Annotated in this window: 14 protein-coding genes; 7 read left to right on the top strand and 7 right to left on the bottom strand. The window is 69.0% G+C overall.

The features are described 5' to 3' along the window. Positions 1–11 precede the first annotated feature (11 nt). Complete coding sequence (locus ACOOHF_RS10250; RefSeq protein WP_420461593.1) at positions 12–1,688, top strand: amidase; 1,677 nt, start codon at positions 12–14, stop codon at positions 1,686–1,688. A 59-nt stretch (positions 1,689–1,747) separates the two neighbouring features. Further along, complete coding sequence (locus ACOOHF_RS10245) at positions 1,748–2,800, top strand: deoxyhypusine synthase family protein (protein WP_420461592.1); 1,053 nt, start codon at positions 1,748–1,750, stop codon at positions 2,798–2,800. 54 nt (positions 2,801–2,854) lie between these two features. Here ACOOHF_RS10245 and surE read toward each other — a convergent pair whose 3' ends face one another. Next, positions 2,855–3,742, bottom strand: a complete 888-nt coding sequence (surE, locus tag ACOOHF_RS10240) for a 5'/3'-nucleotidase SurE (RefSeq protein WP_420461591.1) — start codon at positions 3,740–3,742, stop codon at positions 2,855–2,857. 376 nt (positions 3,743–4,118) lie between these two features. Beyond that, positions 4,119–6,044: a ferrous iron transporter B gene (feoB, locus tag ACOOHF_RS10235; RefSeq protein WP_420461590.1), complete on the bottom strand. Its 1,926-nt coding sequence runs from the start codon at positions 6,042–6,044 to the stop codon at positions 4,119–4,121. Positions 6,045–6,154: 110 nt separating this feature from the next. On the opposite strand from feoB, the gene ACOOHF_RS10230 reads away from it, so the two are divergent. Next, a complete protein-coding gene (locus ACOOHF_RS10230; protein WP_420461589.1) occupies positions 6,155–6,478 on the top strand; it encodes a FeoA family protein in 324 nt (107 codons plus the stop codon). Between the two features lie 17 nt (positions 6,479–6,495). Here the strand turns inward: ACOOHF_RS10230 and ACOOHF_RS10225 are convergent, their stop codons facing one another. Next, on the bottom strand, positions 6,496–6,966 hold the full coding sequence (locus tag ACOOHF_RS10225; protein WP_420461588.1) for a DinB family protein: 471 nt from the start codon (positions 6,964–6,966) through the stop codon (positions 6,496–6,498). A gap of 159 nt (positions 6,967–7,125) precedes the next feature. Here ACOOHF_RS10225 and ACOOHF_RS10220 point away from each other — a divergent pair, with 159 nt between their 5' ends. Further along, entirely contained in the window at positions 7,126–7,596 is a 471-nt protein-coding gene (locus tag ACOOHF_RS10220) for a hypothetical protein (protein WP_420461587.1), read from the top strand. 243 nt (positions 7,597–7,839) lie between these two features. Here the strand turns inward: ACOOHF_RS10220 and ACOOHF_RS10215 are convergent, their stop codons facing one another. Next, complete coding sequence (locus ACOOHF_RS10215; protein ID WP_420461586.1) at positions 7,840–9,105, bottom strand: hypothetical protein; 1,266 nt, start codon at positions 9,103–9,105, stop codon at positions 7,840–7,842. A 108-nt stretch (positions 9,106–9,213) separates the two neighbouring features. Here ACOOHF_RS10215 and ACOOHF_RS10210 point away from each other — a divergent pair, with 108 nt between their 5' ends. The 3 genes from ACOOHF_RS10210 (at position 9,214) to ACOOHF_RS10200 (ending at position 11,116) form a co-directional block, all read left to right on the top strand. Beyond that, complete coding sequence (locus ACOOHF_RS10210; RefSeq protein WP_420461585.1) at positions 9,214–10,173, top strand: MBL fold metallo-hydrolase; 960 nt, start codon at positions 9,214–9,216, stop codon at positions 10,171–10,173. A gap of 250 nt (positions 10,174–10,423) precedes the next feature. Then, a complete protein-coding gene (locus ACOOHF_RS10205) occupies positions 10,424–10,585 on the top strand; it encodes a hypothetical protein (RefSeq protein WP_420461584.1) in 162 nt (53 codons plus the stop codon). Between the two features lie 102 nt (positions 10,586–10,687). Further along, positions 10,688–11,116 (top strand): SRPBCC family protein, encoded by a 429-nt coding sequence (locus tag ACOOHF_RS10200; RefSeq protein ID WP_420461583.1) that lies wholly within the window; start codon positions 10,688–10,690, stop codon positions 11,114–11,116. Here the strand turns inward: ACOOHF_RS10200 and ACOOHF_RS10195 are convergent. From ACOOHF_RS10195 to ACOOHF_RS10185, 3 genes are all read right to left on the bottom strand, one after another. Then, on the bottom strand, positions 11,019–12,233 hold the full coding sequence (locus ACOOHF_RS10195) for a 6-bladed beta-propeller (protein ID WP_420461582.1): 1,215 nt from the start codon (positions 12,231–12,233) through the stop codon (positions 11,019–11,021). The two genes, ACOOHF_RS10200 and ACOOHF_RS10195, sit on opposite strands and share 98 nt — an antisense overlap. A 72-nt stretch (positions 12,234–12,305) precedes the next feature. Continuing rightward, the gene (locus ACOOHF_RS10190) at positions 12,306–14,465 is read right to left on the bottom strand and encodes a M56 family metallopeptidase (RefSeq protein ID WP_420461581.1); all 2,160 of its coding nucleotides are present in this window, start codon (positions 14,463–14,465) and stop codon (positions 12,306–12,308) included. Continuing rightward, positions 14,462–14,845 carry a BlaI/MecI/CopY family transcriptional regulator gene (locus tag ACOOHF_RS10185; protein WP_420461580.1) on the bottom strand — a complete coding sequence of 128 codons (384 nt, stop codon included), beginning with the start codon at positions 14,843–14,845 and terminating at the stop codon, positions 14,462–14,464. The genes ACOOHF_RS10190 and ACOOHF_RS10185 overlap by 4 nt, the downstream gene beginning before the upstream one ends. Positions 14,846–14,925 lie beyond the last annotated feature (80 nt).

The raw sequence follows: 14,925 nt of genomic DNA, 5'->3' as shown, positions 1-14,925 counted from the left end.
GGGAACGAACCATGACTGAAATGGATCGGCGAACTTTCGTCAGCACCGGCGTGGCGGCCGGTGCCCTGCTCTCCCTGGGCGGCTGCGCGACTCGGGGCGATGACTCGCGCTCGGGATCCGGGGGATCGGGGGACGAGACCTCCGCGGGCGGCGTGCCGGACTTCGCGCTCGACGAGATCACGATCGACGAAGTCCACGAGGGGATGCGGACGGGCGAGTACACCTGCCGTTCGATCACCGAGATGTACCTCGAGCGGATCGAGGCGCTGAACCGGCGGGGGCCGCGCCTGTTCGCGGTGCTCGAGGTGAACCCGGACGCACTCGAGATCGCCGACGAACTCGACCGCGAGTTCCAGGCCTCGGGGCCGAGGGGGCCGCTGCACGGGATCCCGGTCCTCCTCAAGGACAACATCGATACGGCGGACGGGATGACGACGACGGCCGGGTCGACGGCGCTGCTGGGGTCGATCGCGCCGCGGGACTCGTTCGTGGCCGCGGGACTGCGCGGGGCGGGGGCGCTGCTGCTCGGCAAGGCGAACATGAGCGAGTGGGCCGGCTGGAAGTCGTTCGAGTTCGGGGCCTCGGGCTGGAGCGGCCGCGGGTGGGACGGCGGCCGGGGCGGCTTCTGCGGCAACCCGTACGCGCTCGACCGCACCCCGGGTGGGTCGAGTTCCGGGTCCGGGGCGAGCGCGGCGGCCAATCTGGCGGTCGCGGCGATCGGCTCCGAGACCGACGGCTCGATCGTCGGTCCGTCGTCGCGCAACTGCCTGGTCGGCATCAAGCCCACGATCGGCCTCCACAGCCGGGGCGGGGTCATCCCCATCGCCCACAGCCAGGACAGCACCGGCCCCATGGCCCGCACCGTGCGCGACGCCGCGATCATGCTCGGCACCATGGTCGGCGTCGACCCCCGCGACCCGCTGACCGCCGCGAGCGCGGGCAACTTCCAGACCGACTACACCGGCGCGCTGGACCCGGGCGGCCTGTCCGGCGCCCGCCTCGGCGTCCTGCGCGAGTACGCGGGCTTCGACAGCCGCGTCGACGCCCTGTTCGAGGAGGCTCTGGACGCCATGCGGGCGGGAGGCGCGACCGTCGTCGACCCCGTCACGCTCCCGGAGGAACTGCGCTTCGGCAACGAGTACGAGATGGAGGTGCTGTACCACGAGTTCAAGGCGGACCTGAACGCCTATCTGGCCTCGCTCGGCCCCGGGGCGCCGATCAAGTCGCTCGCCGAACTCATCGAGTACAACGAGGCGAACCACGACCTCGAACTCGCCCTCTACGGACAGGAACTCCACGTGCGGTCGCAGGAGCGGGGTCCGCTGACCGACCAACGCTACCTCGATGCCCTCAGCGCCAGCCACAGGCTCTCCCGCGACGAAGGGATCGACCGGGCCATGGACGAGCACCGGCTCGACGCGCTCGTCGGCATCACCGCGGGCATCCCCGCCCTGCAGGATCCACTCGACGCCTCGGGCGGGGGTGGCGGCGGGTGCTCGACGCCGCCGGCCATGGCCGCCTATCCCAACATGTCGGTTCCGATGGGCTTCATCGGGGGGCTTCCGATCGGGATGTCGCTGTGCGGCCGCGCCTGGAGCGAGGCGACTCTGGTCCGGCTTGCCTACGCCTTCGAGCAGGCGACGAACCACCGGCGGCCGCCGACGTTCCAGGCTTCCGTGCAGGTCTGAGCGCGACCGGCGACACCGCCAAACCGACGACACCGACGATTCCGGCGACGGCGCAGACCGTGACGCTCAGCGACTTCATCGATCGGCACTATCGCCACTTCAACGCCGCGACGCTGCGGGAAGCGGCCCGGGGCTACCGCGACCTGATCGACGGCGGGGGCCAGATGCTCCTCACGCTGGCCGGCGCCATGAGCACGGCGGAACTCGGCCTCTCCCTGGCGGAGATGATCCGGGCCGGGAAGGTCCACGCCATCTGCGCCACCGGAGCGAACGTCGAGGAGGACCTGTTCAACCTCGTCGCGCACGACCACTACCGGCGCATCCCCGACTGGCGCGCGCTCACGGCGCAGCAGGAGAAGGACCTCGAGCGCCGCGGCCTGAACCGGGTCACCGACACCTGCATCCCCGAGGCCGAGGCGTTCCGCGCGGTCGGGGGCCCGCTGCGCGAACTGTGGCGGGCCGCAAACGCCGCGGGCGACCGCCGCCTCCCGCACGAGTACCTGTACCAGCTCATCCGCGACCGTGCGCTGGCCGACAGCTACCAGACCGACCCGGCGGGTTCCTGGCTCGTCGCGGCCGCGGAGGCCGACCTCCCCCTCTTCGTACCGGGCTGGGAGGATTCGACGCTGGGCAACGTCCTCGTGGCGGAACAACTCGCCGGCGACCTGGGCCGTCCGGGACCCGTGCTCGGCGGGACGGAGTACATGGCCGCGCTCGCGGAGTGGTACGTGCGTACGAGCACCGGCCGCACGCTCGCGGAACTCCCGGAGATGGATGGAGACCGGGTCTCGGAGCTGCGGCCGGATCACGACGCCACCCCAGACGCCGACACGAGCCCAGTGGGGTTCTTCCAGATCGGGGGCGGGATCGCGGGCGACTTTCCCATCTGCGTCGTCCCCATGATCCGCCAGGATCTGCGCCGCGACTGCCCCTACTGGGCGTACTTCTGCCAGATCAGCGACTCCACCACGAGCTACGGCTCGTACTCCGGCGCCGTTCCCAACGAGAAGATCAGCTGGGGCAAGCTGGACGTGGACACGCCGAGTTTCCTGATCGAGTCGGACGCGACGATCGTGGCCCCGCTCGTGTTCGGCTACGTCCTCGGCTGGTAGGCGGAGGACGGCCTCGGCGCCTCCCGTCGAACGACGGGCCGCGAGGCCAGCGGCCTATCCCCCGTCTCCCCCGTCTCCGAGGAGCACTTCGAGGTCCCACCCCTCCAGTTCTCCGACGGTCGCCAGGTCCGTCCAGTCGAAGCGGAGCGGCGTGATGGTGACGAGACCTTCATTGTGCGCCTCGGTGTCGCTCCCGGCCGGGATGGGATCCGGAGGCCCGAACGCCGGCCGGAACAGACGTTCGCCGTCCGCCCCCGTAACCTCCTCGTAGTCGACGCGGAAATAGTTCCCGCCCATGGGCCGGGCGGCGATGCCGCGGGTCTCTTGCGCCGTCCCGGCGGGGAAGTTGATCGAGTACACGATGCCGGCCTCGGGTCCCCGTCGCCGGAGTTCGGCGACGAAGCGCGCCACGACGGCGGCGGGATACTCGACCCCGCTCGGGCGGCCACCGAGCGAGGCCGCCACGGCCGGCACACCGAGATAGGCCCCCATCATCGCCGCCCCGATCGTCCCGGACATGTGCGAGACCTCACCTATGTTCGCGCCGATGTTGATGCCGCTCACCACAAGGTCGAACCCCGATTCGGGCTGGAGCGCGCGGTGGGCGAGGAGGACCGCCCCGGCCGGTGTCGCGTTGACGCAGTGTCCCGCCTCGGAGGTCCGAAGCCGGATCTCCTGGTTGAGGCGAATGGACATGCTGGTCCCGCTCTGCTGGCCGCAGGGCGCCACGACCGTGACCTCGCCGACGGCGCGCAGGGCCGCCGCCAACTCCTGAATCCCGGGAGAGTCGATGCCATCGTCGTTCGTGACGAGGATGTGGAACGGAGACGTCTCGTCCGGAGCTTCCGCCGGAGCCTCCGAAGCCGGTCCGCCGCCGCACGCGAGGGCCCCACCGTACACGACCGCTGACAGCGCCCGCCTTGTCGCTCCCCTGGTCTTCATCGCAATCTCCCACTCTTTCCGGGTCCCGCGTGATGCCTGGGATCCATGCTTGGCGTTATCAAGGTCAAAAAGTAGCTTTCATCGCGGGCGTTGAACATCTCGTGCTCGCCATGCGTAGTATGTGTTGTCCGGCGTGCGGCCATCCCCGGCGGAGATGAGGTAGCACGCCCTGCTCTACCCCGTGGTCTTCCGCGAACGGGCCGGCGTGAGAGACTAGCTCAGCTCTAGCTCTATGGGGAGTGTCGGTGCCCCTGTGTCGGCCTATGCCAATTGAAAATGCGATGTTGAATTGGCATAAGGCTTCACAGGGACTTCCAGCAACAACCCCCAGGCAACGTCCTCGCTATGCACAGCCGGCGGGCCGGCTAACGCGACGTCAGAGGAGCTGGTTCGCCGCCAGAGCGCCGACGTAGGCGAGCGCGAGCATGTAGAAGAACTGCGTCAGCGGCCACTTCCAGCCGGCCGTCTCCCGCTTCATCATCGCGACGGTGGACATGCACTGAAGCGCGAACACGAAGAAGACGAGGAGGGCGACCGCCCCCCCGAAGTCCAGATCCCGCTGCAGGGCGGCCCGCAGTTCGAGGGACGTCTCGTCCGTATCCTCGATCCCGTAGATGGTGCCGAGCGTCCCGACGATGACCTCGCGCGCCGCGAGCGACGCGACGAGACCCACCCCGATCCTCCAGTCGAACCCGAGCGGTTCGATGGCCGGCTCGATCACCTGTCCCATCTGTCCGAGCGCGCTCTCCTCGATGGGCGGCGGGCTTCCGTCGATGCGCGGGAACTGGGCGAGGACCCAGAGGACGATGGTCACCGCGAGGATGATCTTGCCGACCCTCCGGAGGAATATTTTGCTCCGGTCCAGGAGCCGCAGCCCGAGCGTGCGCAACGAGGGGATCCGGTACGGCGGCAGTTCCATCACGAACCCGGCCGGCTTCCCCCGCAGCACCGTGCGCCGAAGGAGGAAGGCGGTGCCCACGGCGGCCGCGAGGCCGAGGGCGTAGAGGCCGAGCATCGTCGCCGCCCGCGTACCCACGAACGGCCCCAGGAGCGGTCGTTCGGGGATGAATGCCGCGATGAGGAGCGCGTACACCGGAAGCCGGGCCGAGCAGGTCATGAACGGAGTGACGAACATCGTGGCGAGCCGGTCGCGCTCGTCGTCCACCGTGCGCGCGGAGAGGATCGCCGGCACCGCGCACGCGTAGGCGGAGAGCAGCGGCAGGAACGCCCGCCCCTGCAGCCCGACGCGCATCATCATCCGGTCCGCGATGACCGCCGCGCGCGCCATGTAGCCGGAGTCCTCCAGAATCCCCAGGAAGAGGAAGAGGATGAGGATCTGGGGGAGGAAGACGAGGACGGAGCCCACCCCCGCCCACACGCCGTCGATGAGGAGGTCGCGGAACCAGCTCGCCGGCAGGCGCGCCGCGACCCACTGGCCGGAGGAGGCGATCCCGAGTTCCACCCCGTCCATGATCGGCGTGGCCCAGGTGAAGATCGCCTGAAAGACGAGCGCGGCGAGCACGACGAACAGCGCCGGCCCCGCGATCCGGTGCAGGAAGATCGCGTCGAGACGCTGCGTCAGTCTGGGCGGCCCGGCCGAGCGGTACTTCGCGGTCGCAAGCGCTCGCTGGACGGCCGCGCGCCGACGGGTGAGCGCGGCGAGGAGGGGCAGTCCGGCGCGGCCGAGCGGACCCGCCGCCTCCGGCCCGGCCGGCGAGCGCTCCGCCGCCCGGACGGCCACCCGGTCCAGGAAGTCGGCCACCGCGTCGACGCCCCGCCCGGTCCGCGCGTCCGTCCGCGCCACCTCCACGTTGAACGCCGCCGCGAGCCCGCCGTCGTCGAGGCCGCCGCCCCCCGCCTCCAGTTCGTCCGCCATGTTCAGCACGAGCAGCGTCGGGATCGCCCGCTCCAGCACGGGGCCGACGAGCATGAGCTGGGTCTCGAGCCGGACCGCGTCGACGATGAGCACGATCGCCGCGGGCGCTCGCAGCCCCTCGATCCGCCCCTCCAGCACGTCGCGGGTGATCCGCTCGTCCGGGGAACGCGCCGAGAACCCGCTCACCCCCGGCAGGTCGACGATGTCCAGCTCCAGACCCGACGCGAAGCGCGCCCGGCCGACATGTTTCTCGACCGTGACGCCGGGGTAGTTCGCGACCTTCTGCCGCAGCCCGGTCAGACGGTTGAAGAGCGTCGTCTTGCCCGAGTTCGGCGGCCCGATGAGCGCAACCACCGGCGGCCCCGAATCCGGGACATCCGTGCGGCGGCTGCGATCCGCGCGTGGTGAGGTCGCGACTGGGGACATGAAGGGACACAACCGATAACGATTATCGTTAGTTGAGACTGGTTCTCAACTGGAGAAGACGCTACTATCTTGCCCGTCGACGGTCAAACCAGGTTGAGGGTCAACCCGGCATGAAGGATGGCGAGAAGGATGGCGTGAAGGATGGAAGATTGAACGGCGAACTCGCGACGGCCGAAGTGCTGGCGACCCCGGACTCCGGGCACGGCTCGCGCACGTCGCTGATGGACGTACCGCTGCGGAAGGCGGTCGAACTCGAGCGCATCGACGCCCCGACCGAGGAAGTCGAACCGCTGCTCGAACGCGGCATCCTGCCGGGCTGCCGGCTCAGCCGCGTCCGCAACTCCCCCACGGGAGACCCCATCATCTCCGTCGAGGGCACCCTCCTCGCGCTGCGCCGCGAATCCGCCGCGAAGCTCTTCGTGCGCGAGGTCTAGCCGCCCCCTGGCGCTCCCTACGCGTACGGCATGACCGGCACCTTGCCGAGCAGACGCGCGTAGACCGTCAGCGCGCCCCGGTGGTGCGCCGTGTGATCCGCGATCCCGTTCACGATCGCCCCGCACGGTTGGCCTGCCATGATCCGCGGATCCCCGATCGGCGCGTTCAGTTCGTCGTCCGACGCGGAGCCGATGACCTCGATCGCCCGCTCGTAGGCGTGATCCAGCCACGTCATCCCGTCCGCCAGCGACGTGGTCGCGTGCGCCTCCTGAAGATGACCCTCGAAATCCATGTCCCACCCCTCCCCGAACGCCCCGTCCACGAACCAGTCCACGGTCCCCGCGGCGTGCGCGACGTGGCCCGCGACGGTGAAGAGCCCGGGTTGCGGCGCGAACCCCGAATCGTCCTCGTCAAAGGTCTCGAGCGTCTTCTTGAACAGCTTCATGGACATCGCGAGATCCGCGGCCAGGCGTTCGGCGTGTGACATGAAAGGCTCCGCTAAGTGTAGATGTCAGGATGGTGAATTTCGGTATTTCTTCGGCATGCGCGGACTATGCTCGCCGGCCGCGTCGTTGTCAACCGAGACCGGCCTGAAGAACCCCCCTGGTTTCTTCGGGCACACCGCGAACCGAGACCAGGAAAGCCGATGGGACCAGACGCAAACATCAACACCGCGATCAACGGGAGCACCCCGGTCGGCGTGGGAGGTTGGCTCCTGGTTTACCTTTATGGTTCCATCCCCCTCCTGCTCTTCCATTCGGCGGGCCTGTCGGGATGGTTTCTCGACTACGCCCTCTGGCTGCTGGTCGCGATCTTCCTTCTCCTCGCGTCGCCGCTCGTTCTCATCCTCCTGAAGTCGTCGCGAGCCCCGAGGTGGAACATCGTCGCGCTGTGGGTCGTCGCCCTCCAGATCACGCTGCGCGCGGCCGCCGTCCCTTTCAATCTGGAGACCGACGGGGCGGCGCAGAGGAGGAGCCCCGAGGAATGGGCGGCCGCGATCGCGATCCTCGCGGTCATCGTGGTCGGGTCTCTGGCGTGGGCGACGATCTGGACGGTCTACTTCCGTCGATCGCTCCGAGTACGGAACACCTTCCCTCCGCTGGCGGCCGAACCCTAGCTGTGCGTAACAAGGACGTTGGTGACCCGTAACTCCAGTCCCTGTGAAGCCCTATGCCAATTCAACATCGCATTTTCAATTGGCCTGGGCCGACACAGGGGCGCCGCTCGGGCGGTACGCCGATCCGTTGTCGGTCATCAGCTGGCCAATCTTCACCCCCTGCCGCTCGAAGTGTAGCTAGCCGGGGCTTTGGCCGAGGTGCTCCGCTCGCCGTGAGGAGCGCAGGCCGGGATGGGAAGATTCTCAGCGGATCTCGGGCAGCAGCCGCCTCACGGTGATGACCGGGACGTCGAAGGGGTCCGTGTCGAGGAAGGCGACGAGGCCGTCCGGGCCGAAGGCGTCCGGCATGTCGGGCAGCGCGGCGGTCCCCGGGGTGAGCGTGCCCACATAGCGGCCATCCGGCGTGATCACGTCGATCGGGCCCGGCTCGCTCGAGCCCGGCTCCGCGCTCCGCTGCACCCACAGGGCTCCATCCCAAGTGGCGCGCAAGGCCGCAATCACCGGCACTTGGGTGAAGAACCGCATGTTCTCGACCGCCGCCAACTGAGCCGTTCTCATCCTGCTCATAAGCGCCTGGACTTGCGGGGGCGGCTCGCCCCCCCCGATCGACGTGAACGACCGGTTCCGCTGCTCCTCGAGGCGGCGCTCACGTTCCGCGCGTCTCATCTCCTCCGTCACCGGCAGTGGCCGTATGGGTCGGCGCAGGACGCGAAAGACCGCGCCGGAAGGATCGGTGAGCTTGATCGCGTAAGCCGAGGAATCCGAGAACGCGACCCCGCCCGCCGGCAACGCGTCGAACAGGACGTCGGGTTCGAATCCCCACACCTCGTCGATCATGTCCTCGATCTCCCCGACCCTCGGGCCTTGATCCTCTCGCCCCGGTGGCGTCCAGAGCTCCACCAGCGTGCGCTCCGTCACGTCCCCCGACGACATGTCGACGCGGAGGATCGTGCGCCCATCCCGGCCGATCAGCGTGCGAGAGCCGGTCCGTTCCGGTCGAAGGCCCGGGCGGCTCGCGATTCCGAAGCCCCCGCCCGCGCCCGCTTCTCTCACCATGCGCTGGAAACCGCCGCCGGGGTCGAAGACGTGATACGCCTGGTGCATCATGTCCTCGATGAGAATCTGCCCGTCCGCCCACACGACGAGTTGCGTCGCCGCCCGGAACTCGCCCGGTCCTTCGCCCGCACGACCGAAGTCGTTCACGTATCGACCGGCGGCATCCACCACGACGACGCGCGAGGCGGTCCCCATTCCAGCCCCGTCCAGCAGGTAGAGGTTGCCCGCACCGTCGAAGCCTACGTTCCGGATGGAGGAGAACTGCTCCCATTCGGATTCCGCCGCGGCCGACCCGATGCTGTACACCAACTCCAGGTCCACCGAGAGGGGAAGATCCTCCCCCGGCAGATCGACAACCTCCTGGGCCCGGAGGCCGGCGGCTCCCAGCACCACCGCGAGCCCTCCGGTGAACCACGGTCCGCAAATGGCATGTGATCGCGATTTCCGATGCATCCCCGTCTCCCTACGACTGGCTTAGGTTGTTCAACGTGAGGTCGTCGGCGCGGCGGGGCTGTCCCCGAGGACGCCATCACGACGCCACCTACTATGGAGATAGTTGATATGGTACGCAAGCGTTCATCCCGCCCAATCGCGACCCCTCTGCTCGCTTTCGTCGCAGCCGCCGCGTGGGTCGGCTGCGGAGGAGGAGAACCTGCTTCCGACGAGAGCGCCGGAGGCGACCCGCCGCCGCAGTCCGAGACGACGGAGGTCGCCGAGGGGGTGTACCAGTTCCGCTGGATCGGGCACAACGCCCTGTTCGTCGTCACCTCCGAGGGGGTCGTCGCCTTCGATCCGATTTCGGTCGAGGCGGCCGCGACCTACGCGGAGGAGATCCGGCGGGTCGCGCCCGAGGCCGAACTCGCGGCCATCGTCTACAGCCACCGGGACGCGGATCACGCGACGGGCGCGGAGGTACTGCGCGAAGCCTTCGGGGCGGACGTCCCCATCTACGCGCACGAGAACGCCGACGCCCCGCTGCGGGAGGCCGCCGACCCCGACCTTCCCCCGCCCACCTCGACCTTCGCCGAGACGATGACGCTCGCGGACGGCGAGATCGAACTCCACTACCTGGGCCGGAGCCACAGCGACGACATGGCGGTGGCCTTCCTCCCGGCGCACGGCCTCGCCTTCGCGGTGGACTTCGTGTCGCGGGACCGGTTCGGGTACCAGGACCTCGCGAGCTTCCATTTCCCGGACATGTTCGGGGCGATCGAGGGCCTGCTCGAGATCCCGTTCGAGACCATCGTGTTCGGACACGGGCCGTCGGGAGACCGGGCCACGATCGAGCGGCAACTGACCTACTACCGGGACCTGGACGCGGCCGTGCGTGAGGCGGTCGGGGCGGGGCTCAGCGAGGACGAGACCGCCGCCACCGTCCTCCTCGAGGACTACAGCCACTGGGACCGCTACGACGACTGGCGCGAACTCAACGTGCGCGGCATGCACCGGAAGCTCTCCGACCGCGGCCGGCGTCGGAGAAGATGGCGAGGGCGAGCACGGCGAGGGCGGCGAGGAACGTGAGGGAGAGCACGGCGCAGGCCGTGAAGGCCGCGGCGAGCACGACGGCGAAGGCCGCGAGGGCGGCGGCGAGCACGGCGGCGAAGGCGGGCACGGCGAGGGCGAGGAAGGCGAAGAGTCGGGCGAATACCTCGGGCGGGCCGAGACCTGGGACGCGACGCGTCGCGGGGCGCGGCTGGTCCTCTCGTACGATCCGGCGCGCGAGGCTTTCGCGGGGACCGTAGAGAACACGACGGGCGAGACTCTGTGTGCGGTGCGGGTCGAAGTCCACCTCTCCACGGGAACGGAACTAGGGCCCACCGAGCGGACGGATCTGGCCCCCGGCGGGTCGACCGCGGTCGAAATGGCGGCCGGCGGAGAGGCGTTCGAGCGCTGGACCGCACACCCGGAAATGTCGGCCTGCGCGGCGCGGTAGAGCGGGAACCAGGCGCCGCGGAGACGCGATAACGCCCGGGCGGACGGACGACCCTCAGCGGAGGATGTCCTGAGAGACCGCGTCTTCACGGCCTCGCAGTGGGTGCCCAGCCCGCTCGACCGGACCTTCGCCTTCTTCTCGGACGCCCACAACCTGGAGCGGATCACGCCGCCCTTCGTGGGCTTCCGGATCCTTACGCCCGCGCCGATCGAGATTGGGGTGGGAACCTTGATCGACTATCGCCTCAAGCTCCGGGGCGTCCCCATTCCGTGGCGGAGCGAGATCACCCGCTGGGACCCGCCGCACGGCTTCGTCGACGAGCAGCGCCGCGGACCGTACCGGAAGTGGATCCACGAGCACCGTTTCCGCGCGGAGGACGGCGGCACCCGCGTGGAGGATCACGTCACGTATGCGGTCCCGGGCGGCGCGCGGGTCAGCCGGCGGGTGCGATGCGTGCGCGCACGACGTAGGGCACGTCAAGTTCGTCCGTCACGATCAGCCAGACGAGATCGTCTCGCACGACCGGGGTGACCCGGTCGAAGAGGTTGAGGCCGGGGCTCACGCTGGCCGTGCCGAGATAGGTCACGTCCCTCGCGTAGACATCGAACAGGACTCCGTCGCCACTGGAGGGGGTCCGGATCCACAGGTTGCCTTCGGCTGATTCGAAGATGTCCTCGACAGCAGGCTTGGTGCCGGGGACCCGGGACCAGTCCCATTCACCCACGCCCATGTTCGAGAGCATTTGCCTCATCATGTCGATGACGGAATCTCGTTCCACGGCAGGTACGGGGACGGGGGGTCGCCGGGTCTCGACCAGAAGCGTCGTGTCACCGCCCGGCTGCCACCGCTTGATTCGGTATTCGGGATCGCCCTTTCGGGTGGACCACACCGCACCTCGCGTATCGAAGTAGCTGACCTCGCCAGGATAGAACGGGATCGAGTACGCCATGTAGCCGCCCCCCATCTCCTGGTAAAAGGCGCCGGGCTGGCTTTCGGGATCGAACTCTTCGTCTTCGGGGCCATCACTTGGCAGCGGCAACGAATCGACCTGCGTCATGGCCAGGTCATAGACGCGAAGAAGCCTCCGGTTCCCCCTGTTCGATGGCCGATAAATGCGGCTCCCCGCTACGATTGCGCCGTTCCAGAGCGAGTTGAAGTTCGCATCGCCGAACGGGAAGGACTCGACGAAGCCGTCCTCGGGATCGAAGACCGACATCCGCCCGTTGCGGGCATCCGGGACCCAGAGGTGGCCGCGCGGGCCGAGCATGAGACCGTTCGCGTCCACGAACTCGCCGGGTCCCTGCCCCTTGCGGCCGTGGGTCGCGACGTGAGCGCCGTCGGGGCCGAAGACCCGCAGTTCCTGCGCCTGCGAGTCGAGGACGGCGAAGCGCCCATCCTCCAGCACGACAAGGCCCTTCAGGTATGCGAACGCGTCCGGTCCGGCCCCTTCAACGGTGCCGACCCGAAGTTCCTCGACCAGCGTCCAGGTGGGGGAGACATCCGTCCTCGGGACGTTGGTCACGCGGACTGTGCCCGAAGGCAAGGTGTCCCGCACCGTGGTCCAGTCGGGCTGAGGCGCGGCGGCGGCGCAGCCGGTCAGGGTCACCCACGCCACGGCGAGAAGGGCGCGTCGTTTTTCTCCATGCATCATTCAACTCCGCTCTGATAAGGGGGGCATGTTTCCTCTCGCCGCGCCTCTCCCCGGAGGGGGCCGCACGCGTCAGCCCGTCGAGCCCGCCAGACGGCGGAGCGCGGCGATTTCGTCCTCCAGCGAGCCCTCGATCTCCTCAATGCGCCTGTCGGCGTCTACTTCCTCGATCAGCCGCTCGATCTCATGCCTCTTCCCTTCGAGGTCGTACGCTTCGATCTCGGCTTCGATGGCCGCGACCTTCCCTGACACGTCGTAGTCTTCGATCCGCTGTTCCACTTCGCGGGCTTCGTCCTCCGCGTCGTAGGCCGCGATCTGCTGCTCGAGTTCCTGGACCTTCCCGTCCAGGTCGTACGCGGCGACCTCCGCCTCGGTCTGCCGGATGCGCGACTCCAACTCCCGAAGCTCATCCTCCAGAGCTGCCCGGGTTTCGGCTCTCGCCGTCAGCCGCATTGCGGCGTTCAAAGAGGAGATCCGGCCGCGGTAGGCTGAGATCTGGCCGCGCAGACTGCTGACATGACCCCGGTGAGCAGAGATCCGGCCGCGCAGACTGCTGACATGACCCCGGTGAGCTGAGATCCGGCCACGCAGAGTGGACTCCTCTCCCCGAATCTCCATCACCTCCTGATAGCCGTTCATGATCCTGAGCATCAGGTCATGCCACTGGCGTGCCTCGGCGTCGAAGGTCCGGCGCACGTCGTCGACACTCCACTCGTATTCGATTCCGCCGGGGCCCTCGGTGATCACGAGCCGCTGGGTCTTGTCTTCCCTGGACTCGAGCAGAAGCCAGCCGTCGGCACCCACGGCTCGGACCTCGGTGCCGTCGTCGCTCATCACCACGTTTCCGTGTGCCCGCATGCACAGGTACATCCCCGCAACCGATCTCTCGATCGTACGGTCTCCGTGGTTCCAACCGGTGACCCGCAGGCCCCCACTTACCCTCATGGTGCGTATCGAATCGCTGCCGGCCCACGGGCACTGGATCTCCTGCCGCATCGGCCCCGGGCGTTCGGGTTGCACTGCGGCCGAAACCCCGAGTTCGTGCTCGAGCGGTGCCCGGACCTCGGCCGAAGGCGCGGCCGCCCGGGCGAGCGTGGCTTCCTGAGGTGGCACCGGAGCTTCGTCGAACGGGACGGGATGGGCGGCAGCGACAGAGACCCCCGCCGAGCCTACGATCGTCAAGATCACGGCAGTCCGAGTCACGCTGGGACGCGGACGCCTACGCTTCAGAATGGCCACGATTCTTTCCTCCAGTTGCGAGGTTTTCACGAGGGGGAGCGCAAGTACGTTCGGACGACGGCCGCGGGCAGACGCCAGCCGCAGAAGGAGACGGGCGTAATCGGAGGGACGCGCTCCGAGCGCGAGCACCTCCTCGTCGCAGGCCTTCTCGCTGGCGACCTCCGCGCGTCGTGCCGCGAGCCAGCCGAGGGGATGGAACCAGTAGAGGGCGAGCACGATCCGCCGCATGAGTTGCCGCAGCACGTCCCTTCGACGGACATGGATGAGTTCGTGGGTCGGCACCACCGCGCGCCGCTCCCGACTCCAGCTCGCCGCCGACTCCGGAAGCAGGATCACCGGCCGCCGCAGACCCCCCGTCATCGGCGTCGTCACCGCCCCGCTCACCAGGAGCCGTATCTCGCCCCGGAGGCCCAACTGGCTCCGGAGGGCCTCGGCCTGACGAACCCACTCGGGATCGCGCACGGGACGCGCCGCCCGCACCAGTCTCCGCAGCCGGAGGGCCGCGACGGCCAGCGAGACCAGCGAGAGGCCGCACCCCATCATCCAGACGATCCAGGCGATCCGAACGGCGGAGCGCCCCGTGCCGGCGCTCGCCGGAGCGCTTCCCGCCCCGCCGACGCGCGCGGCCAGGCGGGCTCGCTCCGCCAGAACCAGAGCTTCGCGCGTTCTGTCGATCTCCAGCGCCGGGATCCTGCCGGCGGCCTCGACCGAGCCGGGGATGGAAGCGGGGGCGGGCTCCCCGCCGCGGGCGGGAAGGAGCGGCACCTCCCACGAGGGACCGAGGAGGCCGAGGGCGGGGAGCGCGAGCACGAGGGCGAACGTCGCCGTCCACAGCAGATGCAGGGTCCTCGAAGACCCCCGCCGCCCGAACCATGCCAGCGCGAGCGTCAGCAGGAGCAGGAGCGTGACCTGCGCGGTCAGCGCCACCGCATCCAGGGCGGCATCCGGGGCCGCGGCCAGGAACGCGCCGCTCTGGGCGCCGGCGCCGCTCACCGTCCCTCCTCCGCCGCCTGCTCGATCATCTCGGTAATGCGGGCGTGTTCCTCCGCGGTGAGGCCGCCCTCGCGAAGCTCGAGCAGCGTGGCCACGGCTCCCTCCACGGAGTCCCCGAAGAAGGTCTTGAGCACGCGGCGCATGGCCGAGCGACGGGCGCGCAGCGCCGGCATGGTGGGCGAATAGAGGTAGCGGGGTCCGTCCGGCTCACTGACCAGGTGCCCCTTGCGCACGAGCCCCCGCAGGATCGAGCGGACGGCCGAATACGTCGGAGGATCCGCCATCTTTTCCTGGATCCGCGCGGCCGTCGGGTTCCCCAGTTCGTACACGAGGTCCATGACCTCGCGCTCTCGTCTGCTCAGTTCCGGGAGTGGACTCACTGTGATCGTCTCCTTCTCTCACCACGACTCATCAAGTTTCGAGACGTCGCACGATGTCTCACGAAATCTCACGAAATCTC

Origin of the sequence: Candidatus Palauibacter sp. (assembly GCF_965216145.1) — a bacterium.
Taxonomy (GTDB): Bacteria; Gemmatimonadota; Gemmatimonadetes; order Palauibacterales; family Palauibacteraceae; genus Palauibacter.
The sequence above is the reverse complement of the archived record's forward strand: the minus strand, read 5'-3'. Positions and strand labels throughout refer to the sequence as shown.